Origin of the sequence: Streptomyces sp. JHA26 (genome assembly GCF_002005565.1) — a bacterium.
Taxonomy (GTDB): Bacteria; Actinomycetota; Actinomycetes; order Streptomycetales; family Streptomycetaceae; genus Streptomyces.
The window spans coordinates 21,042-37,057 of the sequence record NZ_BDJC01000022.1; the positions used below are offsets into that span (position 1 = coordinate 21,042).

Annotated in this window: 15 protein-coding genes; 8 read left to right on the plus strand and 7 right to left on the minus strand. The window is 71.6% G+C overall.

Annotation, left to right across the window (positions count from 1 at the left end; all coding sequences use genetic code 11):
- Window position 1: 1 nt before the first annotated feature.
- From JHAT_RS15625 to JHAT_RS15640, 4 genes are all read right to left on the minus strand, one after another.
- Window positions 2-967 (minus strand): SCO2522 family protein, encoded by a 966-nt coding sequence (locus JHAT_RS15625; RefSeq protein ID WP_077798781.1) that lies wholly within the window; start codon window positions 965-967, stop codon window positions 2-4.
- Window positions 964-1,881: an SCO2523 family variant P-loop protein gene (locus JHAT_RS15630; RefSeq protein ID WP_077798782.1), complete on the minus strand. Its 918-nt coding sequence runs from the start codon at window positions 1,879-1,881 to the stop codon at window positions 964-966. The genes JHAT_RS15625 and JHAT_RS15630 overlap by 4 nt, the downstream gene beginning before the upstream one ends.
- 2 nt (window positions 1,882-1,883) lie before the next feature.
- Window positions 1,884-3,728 (minus strand): SCO2524 family protein, encoded by a 1,845-nt coding sequence (locus tag JHAT_RS15635; RefSeq protein WP_077798783.1) that lies wholly within the window; start codon window positions 3,726-3,728, stop codon window positions 1,884-1,886.
- Window positions 3,729-3,796: 68 nt separating this feature from the next.
- On the minus strand, window positions 3,797-4,546 hold the full coding sequence (locus JHAT_RS15640) for an SCO2525 family SAM-dependent methyltransferase (RefSeq protein ID WP_077798784.1): 750 nt from the start codon (window positions 4,544-4,546) through the stop codon (window positions 3,797-3,799).
- Window positions 4,547-4,871: 325 nt separating this feature from the next.
- Between JHAT_RS15640 and JHAT_RS15645 the strand changes: the two genes are divergently transcribed.
- A complete protein-coding gene (locus JHAT_RS15645; protein WP_077798785.1) occupies window positions 4,872-5,426 on the plus strand; it encodes an N-acetyltransferase in 555 nt (184 codons plus the stop codon).
- Window positions 5,427-5,432: 6 nt separating this feature from the next.
- On the opposite strand, the gene JHAT_RS15650 is transcribed toward JHAT_RS15645, so the two are convergent.
- Window positions 5,433-6,128 (minus strand): TerB family tellurite resistance protein, encoded by a 696-nt coding sequence (locus JHAT_RS15650; protein ID WP_077798786.1) that lies wholly within the window; start codon window positions 6,126-6,128, stop codon window positions 5,433-5,435.
- 184 nt (window positions 6,129-6,312) lie between these two features.
- Window positions 6,313-8,034 (minus strand): 2-isopropylmalate synthase, encoded by a 1,722-nt coding sequence (gene leuA, locus JHAT_RS15655; protein WP_077798787.1) that lies wholly within the window; start codon window positions 8,032-8,034, stop codon window positions 6,313-6,315.
- 334 nt (window positions 8,035-8,368) lie between these two features.
- Here leuA and JHAT_RS15660 point away from each other — a divergent pair, with 334 nt between their 5' ends.
- The 7 genes from JHAT_RS15660 to JHAT_RS15690 all read left to right on the plus strand — a co-directional run bounded on the left by JHAT_RS15660 (window position 8,369) and on the right by JHAT_RS15690 (window position 14,499).
- Window positions 8,369-9,439 carry a M4 family metallopeptidase gene (locus JHAT_RS15660; RefSeq protein WP_077798847.1) on the plus strand — a complete coding sequence of 357 codons (1,071 nt, stop codon included), beginning with the start codon at window positions 8,369-8,371 and terminating at the stop codon, window positions 9,437-9,439.
- Window positions 9,440-9,460: 21 nt separating this feature from the next.
- Complete coding sequence (locus tag JHAT_RS15665; RefSeq protein ID WP_077798788.1) at window positions 9,461-9,727, plus strand: protealysin inhibitor emfourin; 267 nt, start codon at window positions 9,461-9,463, stop codon at window positions 9,725-9,727.
- A 57-nt stretch (window positions 9,728-9,784) separates the two neighbouring features.
- Window positions 9,785-11,110: a GH1 family beta-glucosidase gene (locus JHAT_RS15670; RefSeq protein WP_077798789.1), complete on the plus strand. Its 1,326-nt coding sequence runs from the start codon at window positions 9,785-9,787 to the stop codon at window positions 11,108-11,110.
- 142 nt (window positions 11,111-11,252) lie between these two features.
- Entirely contained in the window at window positions 11,253-12,332 is a 1,080-nt protein-coding gene (locus tag JHAT_RS15675; protein WP_077798790.1) for a PhoH family protein, read from the plus strand.
- 12 nt (window positions 12,333-12,344) lie between these two features.
- Complete coding sequence (ybeY, locus tag JHAT_RS15680; RefSeq protein WP_077798791.1) at window positions 12,345-12,842, plus strand: rRNA maturation RNase YbeY; 498 nt, start codon at window positions 12,345-12,347, stop codon at window positions 12,840-12,842.
- Complete coding sequence (locus JHAT_RS15685; protein ID WP_077798792.1) at window positions 12,839-14,143, plus strand: hemolysin family protein; 1,305 nt, start codon at window positions 12,839-12,841, stop codon at window positions 14,141-14,143. Before ybeY ends, JHAT_RS15685 begins: the two co-directional genes overlap by 4 nt.
- Window positions 14,140-14,499: an MmcQ/YjbR family DNA-binding protein gene (locus JHAT_RS15690; protein ID WP_077798793.1), complete on the plus strand. Its 360-nt coding sequence runs from the start codon at window positions 14,140-14,142 to the stop codon at window positions 14,497-14,499. The genes JHAT_RS15685 and JHAT_RS15690 overlap by 4 nt, the downstream gene beginning before the upstream one ends.
- On the opposite strand, the gene JHAT_RS15695 is transcribed toward JHAT_RS15690, so the two are convergent.
- Window positions 14,461-15,909, minus strand: a complete 1,449-nt coding sequence (locus tag JHAT_RS15695; protein WP_171990907.1) for an MFS transporter — start codon at window positions 15,907-15,909, stop codon at window positions 14,461-14,463. The two genes, JHAT_RS15690 and JHAT_RS15695, sit on opposite strands and share 39 nt — an antisense overlap.
- Window positions 15,910-16,016 lie beyond the last annotated feature (107 nt).

The window sequence follows — 16,016 nt, forward strand, 5'->3', positions numbered from 1 at the left end:
GTCAGAGCCCCGCGTAGTAGACGTAGGAGATGCGGTCGGCGACCGAGTCGGGGACGGTCGTCCGCTCGCCGGCGGACCGTTTGGCCGCCTGGTCCAGCGCGTGCGGGTCGACCTCGATCTGGTCGAGGATCACGCGGACGGCGTGCTCGACGGGCAGGAACCGGGTCGGCAGCACCGAGCAGGTCCGGTAGGCGGCGAACGGGTCGGCGCGGGGGTTGAGCCGCAGCAGCGAGGGCAGTTCGTCCCAGTCGTCGGGGAAGCCGGCGGTGGTGTGCGGCTGGGGGACGAGGACGGCCTCGCCCTGGTTGCGCAGCAGGCCGAGGCGGGCGAGCTGCCACACCGCGGCGAGGAAGGGGCAGGACCAGGTGCGCTGCCCGTCGGCGTCGTCGCTCCACAGCTCGACGTCGAGGAAGACGGAGTGGCGGCGGGCCGCGGTCTCCCGGGGCGGCTGCCAGGGGACGGCGCGCTTCATCGCCTGCGGGGCGCGGGCGACGGGGCTGCGCTCGCCGTTGGCCAGCCAGCCGCTCTGCGCGGCGGGCGGCCGCATGCCGTAGCTGCCGGGCGGCGGCGACTCGACGATGCGGCCGGCCACCGCCTCGGCGACGGGCACCTTGCCGGTGACGGCGCAGCCGGACTCGCGGGCGAGGTAGTCGACGGTCAGCCCCGCACGGTCGGCCTCCTCCAGGAGCATGGGGACGACCTCGGCGGGGGTGGAGAAGCGGGTGAAGTAGTCGTCGACGAGGAAGCAGGTGCTGATCCGGGCGCGCTTGCCGCCGGTGCGGGCGACGGCGGCGGCGCGGGCCGCCTCCGCCCAGGGGCGGACCTGGGTGAAGTGCTCCCGCAGCCGCTCGGGGCCGGCCTCGAAGTCCTCCATGTAGAGGTGACCCAGCTCCAGGGAGAGATGGGCCAGCGGCACCGCCTCGGTGCGCGGCTCGGCGGCGGTCTCGCGGAACCGGGTCTCCGTCACGGCCGCCCCCAGTACGTGTCGTCCGTCAGGCGCCGGGCGATCTCCTCCAGCGCTTCCAGGGTCTCCTTGTTGGCGATCTGGGTGGAGAGCACGTCCTCCTCGGTGATCAGCTGTTCGCGCCACTGGAGTATGGGTTCCAGCGGCACGACGCCGAGGACGACGCTGTCGCCGATGCGGTGCTCGGCGGCGAGCCTGCGCAGCGCCTCGTCGCAGGCCTGCATCCAGGCGGCCTGGGCGGGTGAGCCCTGGGACCACAGCGGCGACTCGGGGTCGGGCACGGCGGCCCGGACGAAGCGGACGGCGGCGTGCAGCGCCTCCTCGTCGTGGCCGCGTTCGACGCCGCCGCGGATGATGCCGTGCTCGGCGTGGACCAGTCCGGAGGCGGCGATCACGTGCTGGCGGGTCCAGCGGTGGAAGACGAGCCAGCGGAAGGGGACGAACTGCATCCGGGGGTGGGCGGTCGCCGCGAGGACCATGTCGACGGCGTAGCTGCGGCCGGCGCTGAGGTCCACGACGATCAGGTCGAACTCGCCGTTGAGACGCAGCAGCAGGTCGATACAGCGTTCGAGGGCGTCCTCGTCGGTGGCGAACTCGCCGCCGCCCGCGTCGCCGGGGAACAGGACCAGCCGGCCGGACTGGTTGGGGCGGGAGCGCAGCAGGGGGTGCTCGGTCTGCCGCCAGACGTCGATCCGGGCGGGCTCGGCGATCTCGCCCTCCAGGTAGGAGTGGAGGCCGCGTTCCTCGGTGCCGCGCATGGCGCCGGGCACGTCGAAGACGGCGGCGGCCGTGGGCGAGCCGAAGTCGAAGTCCACGTAGGCCACGTGGTCTCCGGTGAGGGCGCGCTGGTAGGCCAGGTTGGCGCTGGTCACCGAGCGGCCGGTGCCTCCCTTGTCGGAGGCGGCGAAGACGAGCACGCTCACACCTCCTGTGCTGCGGCGCCCCTGGCCTGGGCCAGGGTGTCGAGTTCCTGAAGGACGGGCAGGGCGAGGGCGAAGGCGGTGGCGGGCCGGTCGTCGACCAGGCTGCGGGCGTGGTCGAGGCGGCTCTCGATGCTGCGCATCGCCCGGGCTCTGCTTCCGTCGGCGGCGGCGGACGCCTCCAGCTGTTCCTTGCCGAACAGGTGGGTGGCCTCGCTGAGCAGTTCGCGGGCCAGTTCGGCTAGTTCGGGGCTGCGGATGGGCTGCTGCTCGTACAGGTTGCGGGCGGCGACGAGGCATTCGGTGACGCGCTCGGTGATGCTCCAGGACATGCGCAGCTCGGCGTCGCGCGCGCCGGGGTAGACGGCCCGGACGTTGTCCCAGAGACCGGCGCCCTCGTCGTCCTCTATCCGCCGGTTCCACAGGTGCTCGAAGGTCTGTTCGGCGAGGCGGAGCAGCCGGTCCTGTGCGCCGACGTTCCGGGAGAGTTCGGCGAGCTGGATGATCCGCTTGAGGAGCTGGGCGGAGAAGTCGGTCATGCGCCACAGGAGGAGCCCGCCGGAGCGCTCGGATCCGGCGAGCGGCATGGTGACGCCGGGGTTGTGCAGTCGGATGGTGGGGTCGTCCCGGGTCATCCGGCTGGTGACGCGGCCGCGGTCGGCCAGGCGTTCCATGATGGCGACGGTGCGGGTGAGGTCGTCGTCGGTGGCCTTCCGGCGGACCAGGTCGTGGACGAGGATGGCGGCGACGGTGAGGGAGAAGTACTCGGACTCCAGCTGCAGGCCGGTGGTCTGCCAGGGCAGGTCCTCCAGGGGCCAGCGTTCGGATCCGAAGCGGGCGATCGCGGACCAGTACTGCTGGCTGAGTTCCCAGCGCAGGCGCAGTGCCTCGGCGAGCTTCTGCTGGTCGGCGTCGAGCAGACCGAGGGTGAGGGTGCGCTCGGAGAACAGGTCCTGGATACCGTCCAGGGCGACGACGGTGAAGTACACGTAGGGCAGCCGGTCGGCGATGCCGTCGGGCTGGCCGGGCACCTGGACGGCCAGGTCGGTGACCTTGGGCGCGTCCTGGACGATGCCCCAGGCCCAGCCGCACTCGAAGAGCTGGCTCTCGTCCCGGATGCCCTCGTCGAACTGGATGCCGCGGGTGAGGCTCTCGATGATCGTGGCGCGCAGGGGACGCAGTCTTCGGGAGAACTGCTGGAGGGCGATCCGGTCGGACTGGCTGCCCTGGCCGATGACCTGGATCAGCCTGCGGCCCTGCTCGGACTCGGCGTCGAAGACGTTGACGGTGAAGGAGCGCAGCAGGCTGATCATGGCGGAGGTCAGCCGGGCGTTCGTGGCCTCGCGCAGCTCGGCGATCGCCTTGAGGATCTCGGGGCGGGTGGTGGTGGTCTCGTAGACCTTGAGGTATCCGAGGGTGGCGAGGCAGAGCGTGACGGACATGGAGTAGGAGTCCACCACGCCCAGCTGGCCCTGCTCGTGGGTGAGCTGCCCCCGGGGGTCGGCCGGTTTGAAGTAGTGCCCGCCGGCGAAGGTGGGGCTGTCGTCCGGTCCGGTGTGGGTGCGCATGAACTGGGTCAGCGCCGTGATCAGGTTGGCGGGGATCTCCAGCCGGGTGCCGACCCTCTCCAGCGCGCGCAGCACGTCGCGTTCGGTGGTGTCGGGCTGGTCGAGGCGGAACGCGGGGACCTCGGTCGCCGGATACAGCAGGCACAGCAGCCGCTCCGCGTCCGCGACGCTGCTCAGTCCGTCGGTGGGCCCCTGGACCAGCTTCCCGTCGTCGAACGAGTGGCGGGCCATGGCCTGCCAGATGTCCAACAGGTGCTGGCGTGGCTTGATCTGCATCCCCGTACCCCTCGTACAGATCTCGTTGCCCTGTGTTCAGACCGTGCGCTCAGACATGGTCCCCGTTCTCACGGGGCGGCAATCTCCGCGTTCCGCTGTCCCAGGGCGAGGAGGATTCCCTCGTGTCCCGGCCGCACCACGTGGTGCAGGTCGTGGATCTCCAGTTCCTTGCAGTAGGGGATCAGGCTCTCCCTGGCCCGGTCCTCGTTCACCCGGTAGGCCGGGTAGCGGTGTTCCCCGACCCGGTATCCGACCGACTCCTTCATGAAGGCGGCGGCGAAGGGTGCTCCCTCGCCGAGCGCGTTCATGAAGCACCGCACGCCCCGTTGGAACTCCTCGGGGCACTCGGACATCGAGTCGGCGACGAAGAACATCGTCCCGATGTCCCAGCGGGTCTGCCCGTCGAGGTCGAAGAGGTTGCCCTGCTCCACCCGGACGATCTCGCTGAACCGGGCCCTCGGCTCCAGGTCGCGGTAGGCCGGGGCCTCCCGGAGCTCCTCCCAGAAGGCGTCCCAGGCCGTGTCGTACCCCTGGGCGGAGGCCTGCCTCTTCAGGTACTCGACGTTCGGGCCGGCGTACTCGAGGAGGAGCACCTTCTCGCACCAGGGGAGCATGGACAGGGCGGGGTAGAGGTTCGCACCGGCACCGACGTCGACACCCCGGACGGCGTCCGGTACGGCCCCCTCGAAGCAGCGGCTGAAGTGGTCGCGCATCAGGCGCACGATCAGCCGGTCGACCTCGAGTGGGGTCCGGTAGTTGTTGTCGACATACACCTCGGGATCGAATTTCGACCAAGGCGCGTCGGCATTGCGGTCCATAGTCACCCTGCCGCGTTCCGTTCGCTTGTGGACAAGACCGCGCGTGCGAGCACGGGTCCTGTGGACGCCGACCGGTGAAGAGGCGTCTCCTTGTTCGCAAGATAGGCCGCCACCATGCATCCGGACAGCCGGGAACCCGCCAGTCCACATCCTTCGGGCGCACGTCAGGCGCACCGTTGCACACCCTAACTCTCCCTTGCACGGCGGGAGTTGGGCGCTCACTCTAGCCAGAAGGAGCACCGGGCCGCCAGCGGGACCGTTCATTCCATCGAGTGCGTCCCGATGCCCGTCGTGTTGACGTCCGCACATCCTGACTGGGGGTGGCATGACCGCCGAACCGCTGGAACGCGCCCTGGACCGCCACGAGCAACTCACGCAGCGGGGGCCGTTCCCGGACGCCCTGCCCCCGGTCCTGCGGACGGCACGGGAGTCCGACCTGCCTGAACTGCGACGACTCGACGAGGAGGTCTTCCAGGAGGTCGCCTATCCGGGCTTCCTGCTGCGCCAGCTCTTCGACATGTACGCGGACCACTTCCTGGTCCTCGACGGCGGCGGGGGCCGGCTGCGCGGCTACGTGCTGGCCGCCACGACGACGCCGGCGCTCGGCCGGGACAGCTGGATCCTCGGCCTGTGCGTGGCCCGGGACCGCCGCCGGAACGGGCTCGGCCGGGAACTGATGACGGAGATCCTGGCCCGGTTGCGCCGGGACGGCGTCGAGCGGGTCCGCCTCACCGTGGAGCCCGCCAACCACGCCGCGATCCTGCTCTACCGCTCCCTCGGTTTCGATCCCGAGGGTCCCGACGCCGGACTGCGCCCGGACTACTTCGGGCCCGGCATGGACCGCCTCGTGCTGTGCCTGGACCTCACCGGGAACCGCTGAGCGGCGTCACGACGGCGTGCCCGCCGACTCCAGCAGTCGGGTCACGTCGTCGGAGCGGAGGGTCAGGGCCGCGCCGACCGTCGCCAGGGCGTCGCGCTCGGCGGGTGTGTAGGGGCCGTCGGCCAGGGCGATGCGGGCACCCTGGAGGAGGATCGACTCGCGGCCGGCGGCGGCGAGGTGCGGGGCCAGCGGGTCCAGCGCCTCGTGGAGCTCTATGGCGAGTCCGGGCACGCAGGGTTCGTCGCGCACCCGCCCGGTGTCCGCCTCGAGCGCCTCGACCAGCGCGCCGAGCCGGTCCTCGGTGCAGTCCTCGAAGCCGGCCGCGCGCACCGCGGCGACCGCCGCCTCCAGGGAGGTGCGGGAGCAGGTGCCGCCCGCGGCGAGCACCGCGAGGGCGACGGTGTGGACGGCGTCGCGGAGCATCGCGGAGAAGCGGGTGGTGGTCGGGTGGTCGAGGACGTCGGTGCCGTAGTGGCGGCGGCAGGCCGCGCACTCGACGGTCGGCGCGGACTCGCCGCGCGGCAGCACGGGCACCCCGAGCAGGGTGAAGCGGCGGCGGCCGGCGAGGCGCTGGTAGTTGCGGTCGCCCCCGCAGCCGGGGCAGAAGAACTCGCCGTCGCCGACGGGTGTCCACGCGGTGCGGGTGCCCAGGACGCGGGGCAGCCGGGCAGCTCGGTCGTCTCGTCCCCGTCCAGGCAGCACGTCGCACCTCCGTAACCGCGCGGCAACATCGCCGCGCTTGCGTGATGTTAGCCACATCACCGACGTGGAGTCAGTACCCCGGAGGAGACCTTTCCGTGACCTACTCGGGGAGATGGCCGGTATACGACGGGGCCCCGCCCGCCGTCCTGCGGCGGGCGGGGCCCCGGTTCACCGATCCGGCTGGTCAGCGAGCCGCCCGGTTGACGGCGGAGACGACCGCCTTCAGCGAGGCGCGCGTGGTGTTCGCGTCGATTCCGATGCCCCACAGGACCTTGTCGCCGATGGCGCACTCGATGTACGAGGCGGCCTGCGCGGAGGCGCCCTCGCTCATCGTGTGCTCCTGGTAGTCCAGCAGGCGTACGTCGACGCCGACGCCCTGCAGCGCGTGGAAGAACGCCGAGATCGGGCCGTTGCCGGTGCCGACCAGGGTGGTCTCCTCGCCGTCGACGGTGGCCTCGACGGTGAGGGTGTCGACGCCGTCGCGGTCGGTCGTGGTCTGGCCGTTCCTGACCTGGATGCGACCCCAGGGGTTCTCGGGGTTGGGCAGGTACTCGTCCTGGAAGACGTCCCAGATCGCGGTCGGCGTGATCTCGCCGCCCTCGGCGTCCGTCTTGGCCTGGATGATCTTCGAGAACTCGATCTGCATCCGGCGCGGCAGGTCCAGCTTGTGGTCGTTCTTCAGGACGTAGGCGATGCCGCCCTTGCCGGACTGGGAGTTGACGCGGATGACGGCCTCGTAGGAGCGGCCGACGTCCTTGGGGTCGATGGGCAGGTACGGGACGGCCCACTCGATGTCGTCGACGGTGACGCCCTTGGCCTTCGCGTCGGCCTCCATGGCGTCGAAGCCCTTCTTGATGGCGTCCTGGTGGGAGCCGGAGAAGGACGTGTAGACCAGGTCGCCCACGTAGGGGTGGCGCGGGTGGACCTCCATCTGGTTGCAGTACTCCCACGTGCGACGGATCTCGTCGATGTCGGAGAAGTCGATCTGCGGGTCGACGCCCTGGGAGAACAGGTTCATGCCCAGGGTGACCAGGTCGACGTTGCCGGTGCGCTCGCCCTGGCCGAACAGGCAGCCCTCGACGCGGTCGGCGCCGGCCATGACCGCCAGCTCGGCCGCCGCGACCGCCGTGCCGCGGTCGTTGTGCGGGTGGGCGGACAGGCAGACGTACTCGCGGCGGGAGAGGTTGCGGTGCATCCACTCGAAGCGGTCCGCGTGCGTGGACGGCGTCGAACGCTCCACCGTGGCGGGCAGGTTGAGGATGATCTCGCGGCCGGGTCCGGGCTGGTAGGTGTCCATCACCGCCTCGCAGACCTCCAGGGCGAAGTCCAGCTCGGTGTCGGTGAAGATCTCGGGGCTGTACTGGTAGCCGAACTCGGTCTCGGGGCCCAGCAGCTTCTCGGCGTACTCCATGACCAGGCGGGTGCCGTCGACCGCGATCTGCTTGATGTCGTCGCGCGAGCCGCGGAAGACGACGCGGCGGAAGACGGGGGCGGTGGCGTTGTACAGGTGGACGGTGGCGCGCTTGGCGCCCTTCAGGGACTCCACCGTGCGCTCGATCAGGTCCTCGCGGGCCTGGGTCAGCACGGAGATGGTGACGTCGTCCGGGATGGCGTCCGGGTCCTCGATGATCGACCGTACGAAGTCGTAGTCGGTCTGGCCGGAGGCCGGGAAGCCGACCTCGATCTCCTTGTAGCCCATCGTGACCAGCAGGTCGAACATCGCGCGCTTGCGGGCGGGCGACATGGGGTCGATCAGTGCCTGGTTGCCGTCGCGCAGGTCGGTGGAGAGCCAGCGGGGGGCGGCGGTGATCCGCCGGTTCGGCCAGGTGCGGTCGGGGATGTCGACCTGCTCGTAGCCTCGGTACTTGGCGGTCGGCATGGGGCTGGGCTGCTGGCGGTTGGCCATGATCGCGTGGGCTCCTCGTGATGTCCGCGGTGTCCGCGTGTCCGGAAGGACGGCCGACGCGCAACACCAAGCACCGCGGGGAGGGAGTCGGCCTCTTACAGGCCCTCGCCGCGGCAGCTAAGGAGAAGCAGCCCGAAACGCATGATGCCCAGCACCTTAGCCGAGCCACGCCGGTCACGCGGGTCCGTATCAGTATGCGGGACCACGGAGGGTATCGGGACAAAAAGTGCCGTATACCACCTCCCGCCGCCCGGCGGGCCCTCTTGGCACCGCATTCCACCGATCACGGTCGCGGGGGGTGACAGGACCGTCACACAGTGCGATGGTTCCGGACATGACGACCAACGGGGGCTTCGAGCCCGTCTTCTGCACCATCGTGCCGCCCCACGTCCTCGACAAGCTGGCCCGGAACGCGGACCCCGTGCTGGCCGGGCCCGCCCGCCGGACCATCCAGCGCGACGCCGCCGAGCGCACCCGCCGCGGTCTGACCACCGTCATCGGCGCCCCCGCCGTGGCTCCCCGCGCGGGCGCCGAGGCCGGCAGGCCCCACCGCACGATCTACGACGCCCGGCACGGCACCGACCTGCCCGGCCGCGAGGTGCGCGGCGAGGGCGACGAGCCCGGGCGGGACGCCACCGTCAACCGCGCCTACGCGGGGCTCGGCGCCACCTTCGAGCTGTTCCTGAAGGCGTACCGGCGCGACTCCATCGACGGCGCGGGGCTGCCGCTGGACGCGACCGTGCACTACGACCGCGAGTACAACAACGCCTTCTGGAACGGCGAGCAGATGGTCTTCGGCGACGGGGACGGGGAGATCTTCCTCGACTTCACCATCCCCGTGGACGTGATCGGCCACGAGCTGGCCCACGGCGTCACGCAGCACACCGCCAACCTGACCTACTACGGCCAGCCCGGCGCGCTGAACGAGTCGGTGTCGGACGTCTTCGGCTCCCTCATCAAGCAGTACTCGCTCGGCCAGAGCGCCGCCGAGGCCGACTGGCTGATCGGCGCCGGCCTGCTCGCCCCGCGCGTGACGGGGGAGGCGCTGCGCTCGATGAAGGCGCCGGGCACGGCGTACGACGACGACGTCCTCGGCAAGGACCCGCAGCCCGCCACGATGGACGACTACGTGCGCACCGGCCGCGACAACGGCGGCGTGCACATCAACTCCGGCATCCCCAACCACGCCTTCTACCTCGTCGCCACGGAACTGGGCGGCCACGCCTGGGAGCGGGCCGGACAGGTCTGGTACGACGTGCTGACCGGCGGCGAGCTGCGCGAGGACGCGTCGTTCGCGGACTTCGCGACGCTGACGGTGAGGGCCGCCCGGGAGCGCTACGGCGACGGGGACGAGCTGGAGGCGGTGCGCAAGGGCTGGGAACAGGTCGGGGTGCACACGCGGTAGTTCCGTACTAGACACGGTCCCATGCGGATTCAGGTGAGTCGCACAGGAGGCTTCGCGGGCATCGAACGCCACGCGGAGATCGACACCGCGGGACGCCCCGACGCGGCCGAGTGGCACGCCCTGGCCGAGCGGGCGCTCGCCGGCGGACGGGACACGCCGCCCGTCGGGGTGCCGGACGGGTTCAGCTACCGGATCACCGTGGACGGCAGGACGGTGTACGCGGCCGATCCCCGGCTGACGGACGAGCAGCGCAGGCTGATCTCGCGGGTCCTGAAGGAGGGCGCGTGACGCCGTCCGCGCGCAAGGGCGTTGACTTCCGTCACCGGGGGTACGGATGATCCGCGCATGGCGACCGCATCGAGCACGGACCCGGTGCCCCGGTTCCCGGACGGCTTCCTGTGGGGCGTGTCCACCTCGGCGCACCAGATCGAGGGCGCGGCCGAGCTGCGCGAGCGGTCGGTGTGGGACGTGTTCACGGACGAGCCGGGACGGGTCAGGGACGGCTCGACGGCGGCGGTGGCCTGCGACCACTACCACCGCTACCGCGAGGACGTGGCGCTGCTCGCCGGCCTGGGCGTGGACGCGTACCGGTTCTCGGTCTCCTGGCCCCGGGTGAACTCCCCCGGCGGTCTCGACTTCTACGACCGCCTGGTCGACGAGCTGTGCGCGGCGGGCGTCCGCCCGGTGCCGACGCTCTTCCACTGGGACCTCCCGGCGGACCTGGACTGGCTCGACCGGGACACGGCGTCCCGGTTCGCGGAGTACGTGTCCGTCGTCGCGGGGCGGCTCGGCGACCGGGTCGGCACCTGGCTCACCCTCAACGAGCCCGCCGAGCACACCCTGCTCGGCCACGCCCTGGGCACGCACGCCCCCGGCCGGGAGCTGCTGTTCGATGCCCTCCCGGTGGCCCACCACCAGCTCCTCGCGCACGGCCTGGCGGTACGGGCCCTGCGCGCGGCCGGCGCGGGCGACGTCGGGATCGCCAACTCGCACAGCCCCGTCCGGCCCGCCTCGGACGAGCCGGCCGACCGGGAGGCGGCGGACTTCTACGACGCCCTGCTGAACCGCCTGTTCGCCGACCCGCTGCTGCTGGGCCGCTACCCGGACGGCCTCGGCGAGCTGATGCCGGGCTCCGCCGCGGGGATCGACGCCGACCTGGAGGTGATCGCCGAGCCGCTGGACCGGTACGGCGTGAACTACTACGCGCCGGCCCGGGTGGGCGCCCCGCGGGGCGAGGCGACCGAGTCCGGCGGTGTGCGCGTCCCGGCCGGGCTGCCCTTCTCGGTGCGCGAGATCGAGGACCGGCCGCTGACGGACTTCGGCTGGCCCGTGGTCCCCGAGGGGCTCACGGAGCTGCTCACCGGCCTGGCCGAGCGCTACGGCGACCGGCTGCCGCCCGTCGTCATCACGGAGAACGGCTGCTCCTACGAGGGCCTCGACGACCGGGACCGCATCGCCTACCTCGACGGTCACGTCCGCGCCCTGCACCGGGCGCTGGAGGCGGGCGTGGACGTGCGCGGCTACTTCGTGTGGTCGCTGCTGGACAACTTCGAGTGGGCGGAGGGCTACGCGCGCCGGTTCGGACTGGTGCACGTGGACTTCGCCACGCGGGCGCGGACGCCCAAGGCGTCGTACCACTGGTTCCGGGACCTGCTCCGCGCCCAGCGGTGAGCGGGGACCGGGTGTACTCCGGCGCCGGTCGGATAAAAGACCTGGGTGCTGTCGGCGCGGAGTCGTACGCTGGAGACAGCAGACACACCCGTCACGCGGCGCACGCCGCAGAGGAGGACGTGCAGGCCTCGAGCGCCGGCCCATGACTCAGACACCCTCAGCTCACACCCCCGCGCAGGGGCAGGCGAGAGCGCAGTTCACCGTCCCCGCCCAGCACCCCATGGTGACCGTTCTGGGATCCGGCGACTCCCTCCTGCGCGTGATCGAGACGGCCTTCCCGGCGGCCGACATCCACGTCCGGGGAAACGAGATCAGCGCGGTCGGCGACGCCCATGAGGTCGCCCTGATCCAGCGCGTGTTCGACGAGATGATGCTGGTGCTGCGCACGGGGCAGCCGATGACGGAGGACGCAGTGGAACGCTCGATCGCCATGCTCAAGGCGAGCGAGAACGGGGAGAGCGAGGGCCAGGAGACCCCGGCCCAGGTGCTCACGCAGAACATCCTGTCCTCGCGCGGCCGCACGATCCGGCCCAAGACGCTGAACCAGAAGCGGTACGTCGACGCGATCGACAAGCACACGATCGTCTTCGGCATCGGTCCGGCGGGCACCGGCAAGACCTACCTGGCGATGGCCAAGGCGGTGCAGGCCCTGCAGTCCAAGCAGGTCAACCGCATCATCCTGACCCGCCCGGCGGTCGAGGCCGGCGAGCGGCTCGGCTTCCTGCCCGGCACGCTCTACGAGAAGATCGACCCGTACCTGCGCCCGCTGTACGACGCGCTGCACGACATGCTCGACCCGGACTCGATCCCGCGGCTGATGGCGGCCGGGACGATCGAGGTCGCGCCGCTGGCGTACATGCGCGGCCGCACGCTCAACGACGCCTTCATCATCCTGGACGAGGCCCAGAACACCAGCCCCGAGCAGATGAAGATGTTCCTGACCCGGCTCGGCTTCGACTCGAAGATCGTGATCACCGGTGACGTGACGCAGGTCGACCTGCCCGGCGGCACGAAGTCGGGTCTGCGGCAGGTGCAGGAGATCCTGGAGGGCGTCGAGGACGTCCACTTCTCCCGGCTGACGTCCCACGACGTCGTCCGGCACAAGCTGGTGGGCCGTATCGTCGACGCGTACGAGCAGTACGACAGCAGGAACGGCACCGAGAACGGCGGCCACAACGGCGGCCGGACACCGAGAAACGGTGCCAAGGCCAAGGGGAAGTAGACCAGCACGACCATGTCGATCGACGTCAACAACGAGTCCGGAACCGAGGTCGACGAGCAGGCGATCCTCGACATCGCCCGCTACGCGCTCGCGCGGATGCGCATCCACCCGCTATCCGAGCTCTCGGTGATCGTCGTGGACGCCGACGCCATGGAGCAGCTGCACATCCAGTGGATGGACCTGCCCGGTCCGACGGACGTCATGTCCTTCCCGATGGACGAGCTGCGTCCGCCGTCGAAGGACGACGACGAGCCGCCGCAGGGGCTGCTCGGCGACATCGTGCTCTGCCCGGAGGTCGCCGAGAAGCAGGGCAAGGAGGCGCCGACGCAGCACTCCATGGACGAGGAGCTCCAGCTGCTCACCGTCCACGGGGTGCTGCACCTGCTCGGCTACGACCACGAGGAGCCCGACGAGAAGGCCGAGATGTTCGGCCTGCAGGCCGCCATCGTGGACGGCTGGCGTGCGGAGAAGGGCCTGACCGGCCCGTCCCCGGCCCCGACCGTCTCATGAGCCTGCCGCTCGTCGCCGGCGCCGTCGCCCTGGTCGTGGTCGCCTGGCTCGCCGCGTGCGCGGAGGCCGGCCTGGCGCGGGTCTCCAGCTTCCGCGCCGAGGAGGCGGTGCGCTCGGGGCGGCGCGGCAGCGCCAGGCTGGCCAAGGTCGCCGCCGACCCGACGCGCTACCTCAACGTGGCGCTGCTGGTCCGCGTCGCCTGCGAGATGGCCGCCGCGGCGCTGGTCACGTACGCCTGCCTGAAGCAGTTCGACGGCACCGGCGAGGCGCTGGTGATCGCCATCGCGGTGATGGTGCTGGTGTCGTACGTGGCCGTCGGGGTCTCCCCGCGCACCATCGGCCGCCAGCACCCGCTGAACACGGCGACGGCGGCGGCGTACGTCCTGGTGCCGCTGGACCGGGTCATGGGTCCGATCCCGTCGCTGCTCATCCTCCTCGGCAACGCGCTCACCCCCGGCAAGGGCTTCCGCCGCGGCCCCTTCGCCTCCGAGGCGGAGCTGCGGGCGCTGGTCGACCTCGCCGAGAAGGAGTCGCTGATCGAGGCCGAGGAGCGCCGCATGGTGCACTCGGTGTTCGAGCTGGGCGACACGCTGGTGCGGGAGGTCATGGTGCCGCGCACCGACCTCGTCGTCATCGAGCGGTACAAGACCATCCGCCAGGCCCTCACCCTCGCCCTGCGCTCCGGTTTCTCCCGGATACCGGTCACCGGGGACAGCGAGGACGACATCGTCGGGATCGTGTACCTGAAGGACCTGGCGCGCAAGACGCACATCAGCCGGGACGCGGAGGGCGACCTGGTGTCCACGGCGATGCGTCCGGCGTTCTTCGTGCCCGACACCAAGAACGCCGGCGACCTGCTGCGCGAGATGCAGAAGGAGCACAACCACGTCGCCGTCGTCATCGACGAGTACGGCGGCACGGCCGGCATCGTCACCATCGAGGACGTCCTCGAGGAGATCGTCGGGGAGATCACCGACGAGTACGACCGTGAGCTGCCGCCGGTCGAGGAGCTGGGCGAGGACCGCTACCGGGTCACCTCCCGCCTGGACATCGGCGACCTCGGCGAGCTGTACGGGCTGGAGGAGTTCGACGACGAGGACGTGGAGACCGTCGGCGGGCTGCTGGCGAAGGCGCTCGGCCGGGTGCCGATCGCCGGGGCCACGTCGGTCGTCGAGCTGCCCGACGGCCGTGGGCTGCGGCTGACGGCGGAGGCCGCCGCGGGCCGCCGGAACAAGATCGTGACGGTGCTGGTGGAGCCGGTGGTCCCGGCGGCGTCGGGTGCCGGGGAGGCGGCGGAGTGACCCCGCAGGAGCTGCGCGCGTTCTGCCTGTCCTTCGATGCGGCCGTGGAGGACTTCCCCTTCGGCCCGGAGACCTCGGTCTTCAAGGTGCTGGGGAAGATGTTCGCGCTCAGCTCGCTGGACGCGCGCCCGCTGACGGTCAACCTCAAGTGCGACCCGGAGGACGCGGTCCGGCTGCGGGCCGAGCACGAGGGTCTGATCGTGCCCGGCTGGCACATGAACAAGCGGCACTGGAACACGGTGACCGCCGACGGCGGGCTCCCGGACCGGGTCGTCCGGGAGCTGGTCGAGGACTCGTACGACCTGGTCGTCGCCGGCCTACCGCGCGCCGACCGGCTCCGCCTCGACCGTCCCTGAGCGGCGGGGGCGCAGTCCGGCCGCGACCAGGGCGGCCGCCGCGAGGACGATCGCCGCGTCCAGGACGAGCACCGTGTGCACGCCGGAGCGCAGGTCCGCGGAGGTGGTGGCCAGCACGCCCAGCAGCGGGATGCCGACGGTGATGCCGACCTGCTGCGTGGAGGTGACCAGGCCGGTCGCCAGGCCCTGCTCCTCGTCGGGGACGCCGGAGGTCACGGTCAGCCCGTAGGAGATGATCGCGCCCAGGTGGCACATGCTGGCCAGGGAGACGGCGGCCGTGGCCAGGACCACCGACCAGCCGCCCTCCCCCAGCGCCAGCAGGGGCAGCCCCAGGGCGCCCTGTCCGGCGAGCGCGCCGACCAGGGTGCGGCGGGCGCCGAAGCGGCCGATGACGCGGGGCGCGTACGTCCCGGCCACCACCGACAGCACGCCCTGCACGCCGAAGACCAGGCCGGTCTCGAAGGCGGTCAGGTGCAGGACCTCCTGGAGGTACAGGGTGAGCACGAAGACCACCGTGGACATCATCGAGAAGGTCACCAGACCGCCCAGGTTGCCCCAGGCCACCGTGCGGCGGCGCAGCATCGGCAGCGAGACCAGCGGCGCCGAGGTGCGGGACTCGACGACCGCGAAGGCGGTCAGGAGCAGCAGGCCCGCGGCGAGGGCGACGAGGACGTCGGTGCGGCCGAAGCCGTGCTCGGCGGCGGTGGTCAGGGCGTAGATCAGGGCGAGCAGGCCGCCGGTGACGGTGACCGCGCCGGGCACGTCGAGACGCGGGCGGTCCGGCGTCCGGGACTCGGGCAGCAGACCGGGGGCGAGGGGCAGCACGACCAGGGCGAACAGGGTCAGCAGGCCCATGGTGGAGCGCCAGCTCAGCAGGTCGGTCAGCACCCCGCCGGCCACCATGCCGACGGTGAACCCGAGCGAGAGCAGGGTGCCGGAGATGCCGAGGGCGCGGTCGCGGGCCGGGCCCTCCGGGAAGGTCGTCGTCAGCAGGGACATGCCGGTCGGCACGATGGCCGCCGCGCCGAGGCCCTGCAGGGCGCGTCCGGTGAGGAAGGAGGCCGGGTCCCAGGCGAGGGTGGCGAGCAGGGAGGCGGCGCCGAAGAGGGCGAGGCCGGCGAGGAAGAGCCGGCGGCGGCCGTAGAGGTCGCCCATGCGGCCGAAGAGCAGCAGGAAGCCGCCGGAGGGCAGCGCGAACGCCGTGACCGCCCACTGGAGGGCGGACTGGTCCATGCCGAGGTCCGCGCCGAGGACGGGCAGGGCGACGTTCAGGACGGAGAAGTCGAGCGCGACCATGAACTGGGCGGCGCAGAGCACGAACAGGACGAGCCGGTCGCGGGCCGAGAGCCGGGGAGCGGCCGGCGTGCCGGCGGGGGCCGGCGGGGTGGAGGTGGAGGTGTCGATCGCCATGGACAAGAGGCTGCGGGCGCCGGAATGATCGTGGGGAGCGGGCAGTTGTCCTGGTGGTGGCACCACCAGCCGGGAACGAGGGGGGAATCGGTACGTGACGGACACCG